Annotated in this window: 13 protein-coding genes and 5 pseudogenes; 6 read left to right on the top strand and 12 right to left on the bottom strand. The window is 39.6% G+C overall.

Features of this window, described 5'->3' with window-relative positions:
* Nucleotides 1–41: 41 nt before the first annotated feature.
* A complete protein-coding gene (locus ACE1AQ_RS01530; RefSeq protein WP_110545127.1) occupies nt 42–1,046 on the top strand; it encodes an RNA-guided endonuclease TnpB family protein in 1,005 nt (334 codons plus the stop codon).
* 38 nt (nt 1,047–1,084) lie between these two features.
* Here ACE1AQ_RS01530 and ACE1AQ_RS01535 read toward each other — a convergent pair whose 3' ends face one another.
* The 3 genes from ACE1AQ_RS01535 to ACE1AQ_RS01545 form a co-directional block, all read right to left on the bottom strand.
* A complete protein-coding gene (locus ACE1AQ_RS01535) occupies nt 1,085–1,327 on the bottom strand; it encodes a hypothetical protein (RefSeq protein WP_008205809.1) in 243 nt (80 codons plus the stop codon).
* Between the two features lie 109 nt (nt 1,328–1,436).
* Complete coding sequence (locus ACE1AQ_RS01540) at nt 1,437–1,832, bottom strand: type II toxin-antitoxin system VapC family toxin (protein WP_008205811.1); 396 nt, start codon at nt 1,830–1,832, stop codon at nt 1,437–1,439.
* Nucleotides 1,829–2,053 (bottom strand): hypothetical protein, encoded by a 225-nt coding sequence (locus tag ACE1AQ_RS01545; protein ID WP_008205812.1) that lies wholly within the window; start codon nt 2,051–2,053, stop codon nt 1,829–1,831. Before ACE1AQ_RS01545 ends, ACE1AQ_RS01540 begins: the two co-directional genes overlap by 4 nt.
* 120 nt (nt 2,054–2,173) lie before the next feature.
* Here ACE1AQ_RS01545 and ACE1AQ_RS01550 point away from each other — a divergent pair.
* From ACE1AQ_RS01550 to ACE1AQ_RS01560, 3 genes and pseudogenes are all read left to right on the top strand, one after another.
* A pseudogene (locus ACE1AQ_RS01550) lies at nt 2,174–2,437 on the top strand (BrnT family toxin); the annotation flags it as partial.
* A gap of 46 nt (nt 2,438–2,483) precedes the next feature.
* Nucleotides 2,484–2,679: pseudogene (locus ACE1AQ_RS01555) on the top strand (hypothetical protein).
* On the top strand, nt 2,631–2,828 hold the full coding sequence (locus tag ACE1AQ_RS01560; protein WP_232306231.1) for a BrnA antitoxin family protein: 198 nt from the start codon (nt 2,631–2,633) through the stop codon (nt 2,826–2,828). Before ACE1AQ_RS01555 ends, ACE1AQ_RS01560 begins: the two are co-directional and overlap by 49 nt.
* A gap of 134 nt (nt 2,829–2,962) precedes the next feature.
* Here ACE1AQ_RS01560 and alaS read toward each other — a convergent pair whose 3' ends face one another.
* The 5 genes and pseudogenes from alaS to ACE1AQ_RS01585 all read right to left on the bottom strand — a co-directional run bounded on the left by alaS (nt 2,963) and on the right by ACE1AQ_RS01585 (nt 8,443).
* The gene (gene alaS, locus ACE1AQ_RS01565) at nt 2,963–5,587 is read right to left on the bottom strand and encodes an alanine--tRNA ligase (protein WP_110545125.1); all 2,625 of its coding nucleotides are present in this window, start codon (nt 5,585–5,587) and stop codon (nt 2,963–2,965) included.
* 71 nt (nt 5,588–5,658) lie between these two features.
* Nucleotides 5,659–5,916: pseudogene (locus tag ACE1AQ_RS01570) on the bottom strand (flagellar assembly protein H); the annotation flags it as partial.
* A 314-nt stretch (nt 5,917–6,230) separates the two neighbouring features.
* Nucleotides 6,231–7,479: pseudogene (locus ACE1AQ_RS01575) on the bottom strand (ISNCY family transposase).
* A gap of 542 nt (nt 7,480–8,021) precedes the next feature.
* Nucleotides 8,022–8,213, bottom strand: a complete 192-nt coding sequence (locus ACE1AQ_RS01580; RefSeq protein WP_253257813.1) for a type II toxin-antitoxin system HicA family toxin — start codon at nt 8,211–8,213, stop codon at nt 8,022–8,024.
* Between the two features lie 35 nt (nt 8,214–8,248).
* On the bottom strand, nt 8,249–8,443 hold the full coding sequence (locus ACE1AQ_RS01585) for a type II toxin-antitoxin system HicB family antitoxin (RefSeq protein WP_110546123.1): 195 nt from the start codon (nt 8,441–8,443) through the stop codon (nt 8,249–8,251).
* 542 nt (nt 8,444–8,985) lie between these two features.
* Here ACE1AQ_RS01585 and ACE1AQ_RS01590 point away from each other — a divergent pair.
* Nucleotides 8,986–9,843 carry an IS5-like element ISMae4 family transposase gene (locus tag ACE1AQ_RS01590; RefSeq protein ID WP_125732652.1) on the top strand — a complete coding sequence of 286 codons (858 nt, stop codon included), beginning with the start codon at nt 8,986–8,988 and terminating at the stop codon, nt 9,841–9,843.
* Nucleotides 9,844–10,049: 206 nt separating this feature from the next.
* On the opposite strand, the gene ACE1AQ_RS01595 is transcribed toward ACE1AQ_RS01590, so the two are convergent.
* The 4 genes from ACE1AQ_RS01595 to ACE1AQ_RS01610 all read right to left on the bottom strand — a co-directional run bounded on the left by ACE1AQ_RS01595 (nt 10,050) and on the right by ACE1AQ_RS01610 (nt 14,334).
* On the bottom strand, nt 10,050–11,696 hold the full coding sequence (locus tag ACE1AQ_RS01595) for a class I SAM-dependent DNA methyltransferase (protein ID WP_110546087.1): 1,647 nt from the start codon (nt 11,694–11,696) through the stop codon (nt 10,050–10,052).
* Entirely contained in the window at nt 11,689–11,943 is a 255-nt protein-coding gene (locus ACE1AQ_RS01600; RefSeq protein ID WP_253257804.1) for an AccI family restriction endonuclease, read from the bottom strand. Before ACE1AQ_RS01600 ends, ACE1AQ_RS01595 begins: the two co-directional genes overlap by 8 nt.
* 224 nt (nt 11,944–12,167) lie before the next feature.
* Complete coding sequence (locus ACE1AQ_RS01605; protein WP_110546088.1) at nt 12,168–13,106, bottom strand: Bpu10I family restriction endonuclease; 939 nt, start codon at nt 13,104–13,106, stop codon at nt 12,168–12,170.
* Nucleotides 13,021–14,334, bottom strand: coding sequence for a DNA cytosine methyltransferase (locus ACE1AQ_RS01610; protein ID WP_253257805.1), 1,314 nt, complete (start codon nt 14,332–14,334; stop codon nt 13,021–13,023). Before ACE1AQ_RS01610 ends, ACE1AQ_RS01605 begins: the two co-directional genes overlap by 86 nt.
* Nucleotides 14,335–14,893: 559 nt before the next feature.
* On the opposite strand from ACE1AQ_RS01610, the pseudogene ACE1AQ_RS01615 reads away from it, so the two are divergent.
* Nucleotides 14,894–15,031, top strand: a pseudogene (locus ACE1AQ_RS01615) (photosystem II D2 protein (photosystem q(a) protein)); the annotation flags it as partial.

Genomic DNA, 15,031 nt, shown 5'->3' on the forward strand with positions numbered 1-15,031 from the left:
ATATGAGCATCGTTTACAAAATATATGCTAAAATGTGAGACATGGAAAAAGCCTATTCTTACCGATTTTACCCCACACCAGAACAAGAGTCGCTATTGCGGCGCACATTGGGCTGTGTAAGATTGGTTTACAATAAAGCTCTCCATCTCAGAACACAAGCATGGTACGAAAAGCAAGAAAGAGTAGGCTACGCTCAAACTTCTTCAATGCTAACTGATTGGAAAAAACAAGAAGAATTAGAGTTTTTAAACGAAGTTAGCTGTGTACCTTTACAACAAGGGTTAAGGCATTTACAAACAGCTTTTACTAACTTCTTTGCTGGTCGTACTAAGTATCCTAGCTTTAAGAAAAAACATCAAGGAGGAAGTGCCGAATTTACCAAATCTGCTTTTAAATTTAAAGACAGACAAATCTATTTAGCTAAATGCACAGAACCTTTACCTATTCGATGGTCAAGACAAATACCAGAAGCTTGTGACCCAAGTACAGTAACAGTCAGATTACATCCTTCTGGACGTTGGCATATCTCAATTAGATTTGATGACCCAACAATTAAGCCATTACCAGTAACAGATAAAGCCATTGGAATTGACTTAGGAATTAGTAGCCTTGTGATTACCAGCGACGGCGATAAAGTATCTAATCCCAAGCATTTTAACAAGCATTATCGGAGACTGCGAAGAGCATCTAAAAGTCTTTCTAGAAAACAGAAAGGCTCAAAGAATCGAGAAAAAGCGAGAATCAAAGTAGCCAGGATTCACGCTCGAATCACCGATAACAGAAAAGACCATTTACACAAGCTAACCACTCAATTAGTTCGTGAAAACCAAACGATTGTGGTTGAGAATTTAGCCGTCAAGAATATGGTCAAAAACCCGAAATTATCTCAGGCAATATCTGACGTTAGTTGGGGAGAAATCACTCGACAATTAGCCTATAAATGCCGTTGGTACGGCAGAAATTACATCGAAATAGATAGACAGAGTAAATCTGTTAAGGCAGGTGCGAAAAATCCTTCGGGAAAGAAGCAGAAACCTAAATCGTGAGGTTTGGGAATCACCGTCCGTTTACGGCGGCGAGGATGTCAATCTTCGCATTTTGGTGTCCTGTCAAGATAATAATCGTGTTGTTCGGCTCCGTCAGTGGGGAGTTGAGCGATAATTTCTGGCGGAACATCAGCCATAATTTCCTGAGCGATTTGCCAGATGGGTTTACGAGTTTCAGGATATTTTTCTGAGCGTGCCGATAGGAGGAAGTCGAGAACTTCTTGTAGGAGAGGCTCGGAGCTTTTCTCAATTTCCTGCAGGAGTTGTTCTTTGGCTGTCATGGGTGGTTTGGAATGGGGGGATATTCCAGATTATAGAGATTTATCGTGCGATCGCCGCTCTTGTGTCCTTGGGTATGACGTAAAAATTTAGGGTTCGGAGAGTGGGCTTCTAAGCTGACATCAGGTAATCTTTGAGTTCGGGATATTTGGGAAATAAGCTATCAATACTGGCGAGTTTTGCCTTATATTCCAAAGCCGTACCAATAATGATGCGGTCAAAGGGATCTTTGTGAACGGGAGAGAGATTAACCGCTTTTAGGGTAATTTCTGGAGTTAAAGGTAATAATTCAATGCCTGAAGGGGTTAGGGCATCGAGAAGCCATTGTTGGATGGGAATATCCAGTGCTAAACGACCTTTTTGATGGGCCAAAGCCATTTCATAACAAGAAATGGGGGATACTCCTACGCTATCGGCTTGTTGAATCTGGGCTTTCCATTCTAGGGGAAATTGCTCAAAGTTTTCATTGATATACCAAAACCAAATATGGGTATCAAGGATGATCATTTTAGACATTCCCAATCTTCTTGTTCCACGATAGGACTGACAATATCCCCTAAGGTTTTGCCTTTACCGATTAAATGAGCAGGGGTCGTGCGTTTTACTTGGGTCGAGAGAGATGGTTCTTCTTCAATGATAATGATGGCGCGAATATTCTGTGCTTTGGGCTTTTCCCCTAGCCATTGGATGCGATCACCTTGGATGGTCACGTCATAATGTTTGAGCATGGTTAAGGTTCTCTAATAATTCTCTTAACTAAGTCTATAATATGACAATGAGAGTCTAAATGTGTTGATAATGACTATTTAATTGAAAGTTGTAACAGTCGTTCAGTTATGGAATACTGATGGGATGAAGCAAAACGACTTACTAATCTTCTTAAACACGGTATAGATTTAGCCGATGTTCCCGCCGTTTTCGATGGGGACCTTTTAACGGTTGAAGATGATCGTCTCGATTATGGAGAGCAGCGTTTTGTTACATTGGGTTTACTAAAAGGGCGAATTATTGCCGTTGTCCATACTGAACGTGAGGATTACACTCGTATTATTTCTGCAAGAAAGGCAACGAAATATGAACAACGAACCTACTTTAAGCAACTCTCAAACTGATTGGCAACGATTAGACGCAATGAGCGACGGCTCTTCTAGGTTCTGTGTGATAAGTTTAATTGACATAGGATCGATCGATCTTTGTGTCCTTTGTGTCTTTGTGGTTCGTTCCACCCCCTCGCTCTTGATAAATGTATCTTAGAATACATTTTACCCACCAAAGCTGGGAGAGCCGAGCGACGAAGATATTGATTTGTCAGACTGTCCAGAAATTACACCTGAAATGTTTGCTAAATCCGTAGTGCTGCGAAGTGTCCCCGTAACCAAGGCCAAAGCTGAAGTTACTCTCTCCATTGATAATGATGTATTCGAGTGGTTTAAATCTCAGGGAAAAGGCTATCAAACACAGATCAATCAGTTGCTTCGAGCCTATATGGAAGCGCACCAATAACCATTAAATCTATAGTTTGATTATTATTTCTAATTGATCCCAAATTCTTGATCAGTAGTTCCATATTATTTTTACCAATCACACTGAGAGGATAACTAATTTTTTAAAGGTGGACAAAATGCCCACCCTTAAAACTATTGTAAACTGCTAGTTAACTGACTTTTGGCCTTAGCTAAAGCTTCGCTTAACTTACTAGCATCCCGTCCCCCAGCTTGAGCTAAATTGGGACGACCACCACCACCACCGGCGCAGATTTTAGCGATCGCACCGATAAATTTACCCGCTTGTAAACCCTTATCTTTAATCACCCGGGGACTAAAAGCGGCCACTAAACTCACTTTATCAGCTGCGGGAGTCGAGGCCAAAATTACCGCCCCTTCCCCTAATTTTTGCTGTAGTCTTTCGGCTGCGGCCATCAAAGCATTAGCATCAATATCGCCCAAAGAAGCGACTAATAGCTTAAATTCGCCGATAGATTCAGCTTGAGATAGCAAAGCATCCGATTTATTTAGTGCCAACTCCTGTTTAACCGCTTCTAACTGCTTTTGTGTGCCTTTTAACTCCGATTGTAGGGCCGTAATGCGATCGGGAATTTCCAGAGGTTTGACCTTAAAGCGATCGCACAGATCCCGCACCACCTGATCCCGTTCATTCAGGTATGCTAACACGGCAGGGCCGGCCACCGCTTCGATGCGTCGAATTCCTGCGGCGATTCCCGTCTCGGAGATGATTTTAAATAAACCGATCTCGGCGGTATTTTTAACGTGAGTTCCCCCGCATAATTCCATAGAAACGCTAGGAATATCAATAACTCGCACTTCTGAGCCGTATTTCTCGCCAAACATGGCAATAGCTCCCTTTTGCTTCGCTTCTTCCAATCCCATCACCGCTATCTCGGTGTCATGCGCTTCGGCAATCCAAGTGTTAATCTGTTCTTCCACCTGTTGCAATTCAGCACCAGTCAGGGGACGAGGACAGTTAAAATCAAAACGGAGGCGCTCAAAACTGACGAGGGAACCTGCTTGGGAAATCCCCCCATCGACAAGCTTTTTCAGGGCCGATTGTAGCAGATGGGTCGCGGTATGATTAGCTTGAGCGCGACGACGACAGGAGCGATCGATCTGAGCATTAATTGTATCGCCGGTGGTGACAATTCCCCGCTCAATCCGACCAAAATGGATAAAAATCCCCGATTCTTTCTGCACATCCTCAACGCGGATAAGCAGATTATCGCCGGTTAAATAACCCTTATCACCGATTTGTCCACCCGATTCAGCATAAAAAGGCGTTTGATCGAGAACTACCTGCACCTCAGTGCCTGCTGCGGCCGATTCCACCGTTTTACCAGCGACTAAAACCGCCGTTACTGTTGCGGTTGCTTGCAAATCCGTATAACCGAGAAATTCCGTCGGGTGAATATGTTCTGCCAGCTTATCTAAACTGCCCTGTACCGTCAAATCTATGGTTTCGTGGGCGGCTTTTGATCTTTGCTGCTGTTTTTTCATTTCCTGCTCGAAACCCGCCGTATCGACGCTTAAACCCTGCTCCTCGGCGATTTCTTGAGTGAGTTCGAGGGGGAAGCCATAGGTATCATAAAGGGTAAAGGCATCGACTCCCGAAATCTGGCTTTTTTCTTTTTCTAGAATCGATTCGAGCAGTTTCTCGCCTCTTTCTAGGGTTTCTAAAAATCTCGCTTCCTCTCGCTCTAATTCTGCCTTGATCACCGTTTCTCGTTCCCGAACATTGCCATAGACGGACTCGGAAAGAGCGATCGCCACTTCCGCCACTTTGGTGATAAATTGACCTTCAATACCGATTAAACGCCCGTGCCGTACTACTCTACGAATCAGACGACGCAAGACGTAACCTCTGTCAGTATTCGATGCTGAGATACCATCCGCCACCATGTGTACTACTGAACGCACATGATCGCCGATGACTTTTAGGGAAACTTTCGTTTTTTCGTCCGCTTTCTGGTAGTCTATGGCTGCTAACCGGGCTGCTTCGGCGACAATCGGGAAAATTAGGTCAGTTTCGTAGTTATTGGCGACTTTTTGCAGGATTTGCGCCATCCGTTCCAAACCCATCCCCGTATCGATATTTTTATTCGCTAGGGGTGTTAGATTGCCGTCCGCGTCGCGGTTATACTGCATGAAGACGAGGTTATAAAACTCGATAAAACGGCTATCATCCTCTAAATCGATGGTTTTATCCCCTAATTCCGGGTGAAAATCGTAGTAAATTTCCGAACAGGGACCACAGGGACCCGTGGGACCCGATACCCAAAAGTTATCCGCTTCGCCCATTTTTTGGATACGATGGGCAGGAATACCGATTTTATCGCGCCAGATAGCGAAAGCTTCCTCATCCTCTCTAAAGACACTAACGACTAATCTTTCGGGGGGAAGGTTAAAAACTTCTGTGGACAATTCCCAGGCCCAGGCGATCGCTTGTTCTTTAAAATAATCACCAAAGCTAAAATTGCCCAACATCTCAAAAAAAGTATGGTGTCTAGCAGTCCGGCCGACATTTTCGATATCGTTGGTGCGAATACATTTTTGGGAAGTGGTAGCGCGGGGAAATTCTGGGGTCTTTTGTCCCAAGAAAATCGGCTTAAAAGGGAGCATTCCCGCAATAGTCAGCAAAACGGTGGGGTCTTCTGGTACTAGAGAGGCACTAGGGAGAATTTTATGGTTTCTGGCCGCAAAAAAGTCTAAAAATCGCTGGCGAATCTCGCTTCCGCTTAGGTGGTTGCTCATAGAAGATGTCAGTTAGTCAGAAAATGCCTATTTTATCCATTGTGGCATTTTTGCGTTTTAACTCTCCACCTTTACTCTCGTGCCGCTTGTCGGACCTGTTCTAAGTCTAAATCCAAAGCTTGAGCGATTTGTTCCACACTTAAACCCAAAACCAGCAAACGGGGAATAGATTCCAGTTTTCCTTCCTGTCGTCCTTCCTGTTTAGTTGCTTCCTTCCATTCCTGATAGGTTTGAGATAAGGTCATAAACACCTCTCTATCTTCAGTTTCTAGGATGTTATTTATTTCCATACTAACCCGCCAACTAATTAATAATTCCAGCAGCAATTCTCATTTTGAAAACAAAAGAAGATAAAGTTCTCTATGTGAACAAGAGAACTTCTGTCTAATTATCATTTTTTTCAAGATAATCATCATAATTAGCTTCAAGAGACAGTTTTAAAATATCTGCCCATAAAAAACTTATCTCAACTCATAAATTTAGCTGAAATTCTGACCTAATTTCTGGTTTTTTCAATGAATAAAATAATCTTTCCTTCTCTCGAAAAATTGACATTTTTAACTAGAATTTATTTTTTTGAGCGGGACATATTCGGTAAGAATAAACAAGAAAAACTCTGACCAATTCTTAAACCAAAAATATTTTAATAAAGTACGAATATCATTAAAAAAACTGGTGCGAGTAACTAATAACTCACGAATCTTTTGATAAGTATGATTAACTAAATCTAAAACGGTATGAAATAAAAAAGCTAGTAAATTTAAAGACAACAAGAACTCGCATAAATGACTTTGACCATGACCAAAATTATGTTCTAAATTATAACCGTGATTTTTAAGAACGTTATTTCCTTCATTCTCAACTTTCCATCTGCTGCGTCCAGCTTTGACAATTTTTTCAACATTATTTTCAGGAATTTCATGATTGGTAATCCAATTATTTTGATAGATAATTTTCTGTGTTTTTTCATTAATGACCGTGACTTCACACCAATTAACTTCGAGACTTGACTCGACCTCTCTCAGAGGAACTCTAGAAACATAACGATAACGATAAATGAGATTCTTTCCTCCATCCCATTGTTTCTTTTCTACGGCTTTAACTTCTCCACTTTTTTCTAAAAATTCTAGCCATTCATATAAGGTTTTATGAGAAGTTTCAAGACAAACAAAAATAAAATTATAACCTTGTTTTAGAGCTAACTCACAGATAGGTTGGCGAGAGTATAAGTCATCTCCTAACAGGGTTACAGGATAACCATACTTCTTTTGATGATTCTTATCTAACCATCTTTTAACAGCCGCATTTTCACAATCTTGTTTTTGCTGCCCATCTTGTTTTTTAATAAATTCTGGTTCTAAATTAATCACTTGTTTTTGCTCAGGAGAAACCACAATTGGCGTGACGCAACCATGAAAATAAGTTGTCGTTCCATTACGAGGATTGCGGCAATTACAATGGGGACAACTAATTTTCTTTGAAGAAAAATATTCCGTACCATCTAAAGCTATTAAAATTTCCTCATCTAAGTAGAAAAATTTTTTAATAACTCCCTGTTTTTTTAACCATTGATAGACTTGTTGAAAAGAGCCAAATATTGTGGCAGCTGGGATAGGATCTAACAGGTTTCTGATTTGATGATCACAAGGTATTTTTTTGATACCAAATAAACTTGAAGCATTATCTTTTCCCTTACTACTTTTCATCAAACGTTGATGCTCTAAAAAAGAAGGTGACTGAGTAAAAAAAACCGAAAAAGCCGCCTTAACTGCATCTTCTACCTGATATTTGGTATTGTTTCCTGGTTTTCTGTCATCGGGTAAGTCATGTAATTCTTGAACTAAAAATTGTATTAATTCAGGAATTTCTAAAGTCACAGCCTTTTTCGTCATCGCAGAACAGTTTGATTAATTAATATTTCCAACTTAATAATTTTACCTCAACAGACAACAATCATCAATTTTTATTTGGTTCTCTTTCTGATGTAGAGAACTTTTGTTCTAGATTTCTCCCATCTTTCAAATATTTTGAGTATAAATACTCTATATACTCACTTCTCTGCGATGCAGTCGCACTCGCGGGAGCGCATTTTGTAGCTTGCTTAAAGCTTTGTTTCTGTCTGTATCACTTGTTACTTTTTAAAATGAGAATTGCTGATTAATTATACTGCTCCCTGCGGTCGAGCAACCTCCTCTATTATAGTATCCCACTTCCATCGGTCTAACACCCCTTAATAAGAATTAATATGGCACTGTGGGGTTTAATCACCTCAATTTGAGGATAATTACCGCACAGAGAGGTCTAGCATTGTTTCCCTAACAACAATCACAATCGCCCCAACTCCCGTAAGTTTTTCAAATCTAACTCAAAATCGTCAACGTCATAGGAATACACTGGTATTTGGCACTGCTTTAAAAGTTGGCGAAAATAGACTTTACCTCGACTCTAAAAACTCTTCCACTGTCAAGTTAATATCGCTCGCAATCTGTCGTAATAATCTAGGTGCAATATCTCGTCCTTGATGAAATGGAACAGTAGTTGCACGTCCATCTTCAGGACAGAACTGTTTATGGGAGCCTTTCTGACGTACCTCAACAAAGCCAAGATTTTCTAAGATACGAACCACTTCCTGTGGTTTCAGAACAGGTATATTGCTGATGATTACTGTGTACCCACAAATACTGTTTTAAATTTTGTTTGTTCATCCTCAAGGATCATTTCTATCACTTCACAAAGATTTGTCTGTAATTCATCTAAAGTTTCACCTTGAGAATGTACTCCGGGGAACCCAGGGACATAACCAACATAGAGATTAGTATCAAAATCTTTTTCTACAACAGCAGTAAATGCGTTCATAACCGATACCTAATTTTTAGGCTGACCAGAATAAAAAATAATTATGACATAAATAGATAAGGAGAGCGCGTAAGGATTCAGGTGCCTCAAACGCATTCACAGAGAGGCTTCTACAATCTCAAAACTCACCAAACTAACAGATTCATTGTCAATAAGCACGAGAATTAAGGCTTTCAGCATTTCTTAATGAGAGTGAGTATTTTGGCATAATTCGCCCAAATGCTTACCTAGTATAGGTTTGAATGCTTTTTCTATGATCTGAATCCTTACGGAGAGCGCTAACAAATCTTGGTGCGTTCCCAGGAATTTATTGGCGGAGTAATTAGGCGTTGTCTTGGGGAATGCAGCCTACAAAATCCTGATCAGAATCTGCTCCGAGACAATCACTTGCGTTAAAACAAAATAAGGCGCGTTACATTAGACCTCTTGCATAATTTTTTTATGGTATGATATAAGGTTTTGCTTTTTTCTCAATTCTTAGATTGAAGTGGAAAAAAGAATAAAATGTGATCTTAGGTCAGGAAATCATCTATAATTTTGCTATGTTTATTAGCAAAATTATGGATTATCAAAACTTATCAGATGAACAATTCAAACGCCGTTTCGGTGTGTATAAACAAACATATAGAAAGATGGTAGAATCAGTAAAAAGTGTTGAAGCCGACTCTAATTCACCATCTAAAAGGGGACCGAAACCTAAACTATCTATAGAAGAACAAGTTTTAGTAACGTTAGAATATTGGCGAGAATATAGAACATATTTTCACATTGGTACAAGCTGGGAACTATCAGAATCAACTATATGTCGGATTGTAAATAAGACGGAAAAAATGCTTTTACAATCGGGAAACTTCCGTTTAAAAGGAAAAAAAGCTTTACTCAATCAAGCAGAGATACCGGTCATAACGGTAATGGATGTAACGGAAACTCCCATTGAACGCCCCCAAAAGAAACAGAAAGATTTTTTGGGGGGTAAAAGAGGTTATCATACTTTAAAATCCCAATTAGTAGCTGATCAAAATACAGAGGAAATTATCTGTGTCTTTTGTGGGAAAGGCAGAGGTCATGATTTTAGTTTATTTAAAAAAAGTCGAGTTCGTTTTCATCCTTTAACTACCAGCATAGAAGACAGTGGTTATCAGGGAATAGCTGCATACCATAGTAATAGTTATACACCGAAAAAGAAACCGAAAAATAGAAAATTAACAGAGTTAGAAAAAGAGTATAACAAGGCTTTAGCCAAAGAAAGGATTATCATTGAACATATAAATAGGAAACTCAAAACCTTTAAAATCTTATCCTGTAAATATCGGAATCGTCGTCGAAGATATAGTTTAAGAGTTAACTTGTTGGCGGCTATTTATAACTGTGAGTTAGGGATAGGTATAGCAGCTTCTTAAAAGTTGCCTAAAGATTAATCAAGTCAAGGAGAATTTATTCTCAATTATAAAAATTGAGATAGTTTGTGCTGCTTAAATAAAGAGGTTTTGATAACCAAATTAAAGCAGCTCTAAAGAGTTTTGAGTTAAAAGTTAAACTTCAAGTTTTCATTCAGGACGAATGTACTGATTAACTAATTTTTTGGGGAAAATTAGTTAACCCATCATTATAACATATAATTAATTTGCAAGAGTTCTATTTTATTAACACACCCAACCAGATCGGCGATCGCACTATGGAGCGCAGCAGAATTGCCGTCCGGTGCAGCGCATTGTTGGGAGTCCATAAGTCTTTTGATCAGAGCATTACTCATGAGAATTGCTTTTTTGTGATCATTTTGTGCAATACTAATTACTTCTTCAGCATCTTCATCACTGATCATTTCAAATTGTTTCTGGCTTGGACATAAGCTATCATTCAAATCCCTTGGTTCAAACTTGTCTAATTCATCACCATAACTTCGTTTATTGATTTTTATTATTTCCTGTCCAATATCACTGAGCAAATACACAAATAATTTATTAATAAATTGTTGTCCGAATTTATTTGGATAAAAGGAATGAAAGCAGGTAAAATTTATTGCTGTTGTGAAATTGCGTATTACTTTTAACCTGCCCCTGCTAAAGACGCCGAATAAAATTGGAGCCGGTTTTCTATTTTCAATTTTGTACCAGGTCTTCCTTGTTTTTGTAAGATACCTCCCATGGTATCCCAATTTTTCGCCTTCTTTTATGTAATTTCGTATTTCAGAGTTGTCGTGATCTTTTACATCTAAACAATGGACTGGCTTATCCTCATTGTATAGCATATTAAAATTATGCTCAGTAAATACTGCTTTGCGGATTTGAGAGCTTTTTGTAATACACTTACAAATATTGTTATCACTCAACTTCCGTTGCTCAATTTGTGATTTTTTTAACGCAAAAAATTCATTTGCGCCAGTAGCAATACCTCTCGTAAACCTACCGTATAGGGACAACTTACAGAAGCCATTTGGAGATACTTGTTCAGTGAACAATGATGAAATAATAGGTGTCCACTTTTGGTTGTATGGTAAATTCGATGGTTCGATTTCCCACTGATAGAATTTACTAATATCAGATATTTTATCTATTTCATCACTTTTTTTAATCTGTAAAATTTTAATGGTTTCTTTTTTTCCGTCATTTTTACAAAGAAGCACACAAACAGTTGTCGTTGCCTCTGGGAAAATTTCTTTTTCATTGTCAAAGATTATTATTTGCTTCAATAAATGATTTTCAAGGAGACTTTTTTTGATTTCTTTTCCGTAGCCAGTATTAAAAAACTCAAAAGGCATAATATACGCCAAGTTACCATTGATTTTAAGTTCTCTTAAAGACTTGACAAGGAATACGGAAGAGATATTAGAGTAACCGATAAGTTTCTTCCCTATTTTTTCTTCAATTTTTGGTAATATATCATGACGCTTAAGAAATTTCTGAAATCGCATATATGGTGGATTACAAATGATACCGTCAAATTTTTCAGTTTCAGCTTCGAGGTAATCACTATTGATAACTCTCAAATAAGGACTGTCACCATTACGATTGAGAAACTCAAATATATTTCTATCAATCTCATATCCAATGAAATGTACTTGATTACCTGAAGGTATTTTTATTGCTTCATCATAAAAAACGCCTAAGCCAAACGCTGGGTCTAATACTGTTTCTGGATTATCTTTTAAAACCCACTGTACCATGAGGCGAGCAACACACATAGGTGTAAAAAACTGACCGTAATCCTTCCTATGATTAAGTGGAGTTTCAGCTATATATTTTAACTCACGCATTAATAACATCCCTTAGAAATATTTTATTATCAAGGTATCCCTTGCCGCCTGCAAAAGTCACATAAAAAAGCAGACGACCCCTGTCTAATTCTTTCAGAGCCGATTTATGTTCAGGCATATCAATTTTTTCAAGGACTTCTTTCCCAATTTGCACATTGATCTTGATCGTAGTTTTGCCTTGATTTTTTACATCTCTTTCTATTGAAAAATTATTTCCATCATTGTTATCGTTTGAGACCAGTGCCAAAATATCCTTGATTGTAAATTTTCTTAAATTGCTGCCTTATCTGGCATTATACCTGATCAGAATCTACTGCGAGACAATCACTTGCGTTAAAACAAAATAAGGCGCGTTACATTTTATTAACGCACCCAAAAAGATCGGAGATCACACTCTTGACTACAGCGATAGCGATCAAACTTAGGCTGCGTTAGATTTGGTTAATGCACCCGACAAGATCTGCGATCACTCTAGAGTAACCACCCCCGCTCTAATCCTTGTTCTACCCCACCTTCCCAATCTTTTGTAAGGTGATTGCGGACAGTTTGATACAGATGCCATACGACATTGGGATCAATAGGTTTCTTGTGGTAACTGTCAGCAAATCGAAATTCCCTGTCTGTGTTTTTCTGTTTCCGAAAAACGTATATTTGATCAACCTCATACTTGTGGAGATTGACGGCACTGGTAAGCTTAAGCCATTCCATGACAACTATGTACAAAGAATTAGGGTTACGAGCTTTCAATTGTTCAGCAGCACGCGATGACCCTTCAAGCATTGTCTTATCCAGATACGTTTTGCATTCAATAGCTACAGCAGCTATATCAAAGTAGTGTATTTCAGAGTTTTCTTGCCAACGCGCAGTATATTCGCCCGGTTCCTCTGCAATTCTCAATTGCCCATCCTTTTCATGGTCGCGATTTGTCTTCAAATCAAGGTTTGCCGATATGGTTACCCCAATTACAAAGTCATGATCTTTGCGCTCAATGCGAGCATGAGCACGTTCCATCATACCTTGATAATTAGGTGGGGCAAAAAATATGTCCTTGAAGGCATGGGATTTGCCGATAAGTGCGTTTTTCCCAAAGTCTGCTACTAAATCCCGGAACAAGTAGTACAAAAATTCTTCCAGAACAGAGGAATGAAGATTAGAGCGAGAGTCAAACTTTTCTGCATAATGTTGTTGATCAAGAAAATCTTTATACTCTTCAAGCAGAACAACACGTTGTTGAACTATTTCTTGATCCTGATCTAGGCACTTCGCAGATGGCCCAATTAACTGGGCATTGGCTAGATGCCAAGCATTGTATTTTTCTCTAATCTCAGCGAGGTATTGACGGCTCTCTGCGTCCAAGTATTTCGTCTGATGTGCTTCTTTTTGAAGCAGATTGGAACCGTGTACTAACATCAAACAACTCCTTGCGTAAATGAATTGCTATCGCTCTAGCTAACAAAGGTGGAACGGCATTGCCTATTTGGTTATATTGGCATAAATGGGCATCTTCCAACCGCCCTTCGCGTTTTAGTAATTTATGGGAAGGAGTTGTTTTCTTGCCCATAAATCTGTACCAATCAGGGAATGATTGAAGGCGTGCTCCTTCTCGTGCCGTAATATTTCTGTGTTGAAAAGGATGTATAAAGTTGGCATAGAAAGAAGCGGCAATGGTATGAGACGGTTTATAAGGATGCAACCTGCGATTGTTCTGGTCATAAGCCTGATGAGACAGATTGCCATTGCCGTTACGTGTGCGTGGCATGTGTTCTGGAGGGACATCTGCGCTTGATTCCCCCCATCCTATATGTTTGAATCTTTCGACCAGACGAGGTGAATGATTCATTGCTACATGATTGAACAGCGCATTAGAATTTTCTCTTGCCCATTCCTGATAAGAATTTGTCGGTCTATGCAAATATGCCTGCACCTCGCACCCTTCACTAGCTTGTAGATTTGGCAAGTCAGATATTGCGTCCCACAAAGTTATCGCGGGGACAAGAGAAAATTCTCCCTTTGGGAATGATGATAATTGTTCATTTTGTTCTGGATAACCTGTGATATCTAGATTATGGTTTATTTGGGGTTCCCCGATTTTATCTATACCTAAATTGTTTCCAACAATGAATATTCTTTCCCTAGTTTGAGGCACACCGAAATTGGCGGCATTCAATACCCAAAGTTCTACACTGTAACCAATATTTTCAAATGTGTTTTGGATAATGTCTATCACGCGCTCATGTGCCGCATTGTTTCGTGACAATAACCCTTTTACATTCTCCATTACAAAGGCTGTAGGTTGTAAATATTCAACCCATCGAGCAAAATCAACAAACAAGCTGTTTCGAGGATCCTTTGGATCTTTTTGCGCTGGACCAGCAATACTAAAGCCTTGACAAGGTGGCCCTCCAATGATTAAGTCAGGCGTAATAGAACAAACAGACTTGATTTCATCAGGTGCTTGGAAATCACGAATATCTTTCTCTACAACAACTTGCTGTTTATCATTCTCTCTTAAGGTATCACAAGCCCATTGATCAAATTCCAGCGAGCATAATAAATCATACCCAGCCAACTTAAACCCTAGACCAAACCCACCCGCACCCGCAAAAAGGTCGATCACCTTTAACTGCTTTACATCCATTCTCAATCCCTTTTCATTTTCACCTAAAACACAACCATAATTAGAACGTGTATTCTACCACTTAAGAAGGGATTGTGGGAAGACATGGCTGCGCTAACTATTAATTATACCGCCCCCTGCCGTCTAGCAACCTCCTCTATTATAGTATCCCACTTGCATAGATCCAACACCACTAAATAAAACCCAATACGACACTAGGCGGTTTAATCACCTCAATTTTGGGAGAATTACCCCACAGAGGGGTCTAGCATTCCACTCAAGACGTGAAGACGACAATACCAAGCAATTGAGGCGGCATATCTCCCCATCTCCCCAAACCCCCCCGCAACGCGCACGAAGTGGTCTCCTCCCGCAACGCCCAGCAAGTGGTCTCCCCGAAAAATTTTAGATTTTCTTAAGATCGACCTAAAAAATATTGGTCATTTTTTCCAATATAGTGTAAGTTAAGAAAAGTAAAGATTTCTCACAATTCTTCCACACATCTGCTCGCCTGCTCGGATAGATGGAGAAGAGAGCGCGGAATCTTAGCAATAATATACATTTTTCGGAGAAAACCCCCATGACCATTGCTGTCGGACGCGCCCCAGAAAGAGGGCTGTTTGATGCTCTCGATGACTGGCTCAAAAGAGACCGTTTCGTCTTCATCGGTTGGTCTGGTTTACTACTCTTCCCCTGCGCCTTCATGGCCCTAGGTGGA

This window comes from Microcystis sp. BLCC-F209 (genome assembly GCF_041928595.1).
Taxonomy (GTDB): Bacteria; Cyanobacteriota; Cyanobacteriia; order Cyanobacteriales; family Microcystaceae; genus Microcystis.

What these genes read in the sequence shown, in the direction of transcription:
- ACE1AQ_RS01530 (WP_110545127.1), top strand. Translation starts at nt 42, where the DNA reads ATGGAAAAAGCCTATTCTTACCGATTTTACCCCACACCAGAACAAGAG.
- ACE1AQ_RS01535 (WP_008205809.1), bottom strand. Translation starts at nt 1,327, where the DNA reads ATGACAGCCAAAGAACAACTCCTGCAGGAAATTGAGAAAAGCTCCGAG.
- ACE1AQ_RS01540 (WP_008205811.1), bottom strand. Translation starts at nt 1,832, where the DNA reads ATGATCATCCTTGATACCCATATTTGGTTTTGGTATATCAATGAAAAC.
- ACE1AQ_RS01545 (WP_008205812.1), bottom strand. Translation starts at nt 2,053, where the DNA reads ATGCTCAAACATTATGACGTGACCATCCAAGGTGATCGCATCCAATGG.
- alaS (WP_110545125.1), bottom strand. Translation starts at nt 5,587, where the DNA reads ATGAGCAACCACCTAAGCGGAAGCGAGATTCGCCAGCGATTTTTAGAC.
- ACE1AQ_RS01585 (WP_110546123.1), bottom strand. Translation starts at nt 8,443, where the DNA reads ATGAACGCATTTACTGCTGTTGTAGAAAAAGATTTTGATACTAATCTC.
- ACE1AQ_RS01590 (WP_125732652.1), top strand. Translation starts at nt 8,986, where the DNA reads ATGTTTATTAGCAAAATTATGGATTATCAAAACTTATCAGATGAACAA.
- ACE1AQ_RS01595 (WP_110546087.1), bottom strand. Translation starts at nt 11,696, where the DNA reads ATGCGTGAGTTAAAATATATAGCTGAAACTCCACTTAATCATAGGAAG.
- ACE1AQ_RS01605 (WP_110546088.1), bottom strand. Translation starts at nt 13,106, where the DNA reads ATGTTAGTACACGGTTCCAATCTGCTTCAAAAAGAAGCACATCAGACG.
- ACE1AQ_RS01610 (WP_253257805.1), bottom strand. Translation starts at nt 14,334, where the DNA reads ATGGATGTAAAGCAGTTAAAGGTGATCGACCTTTTTGCGGGTGCGGGT.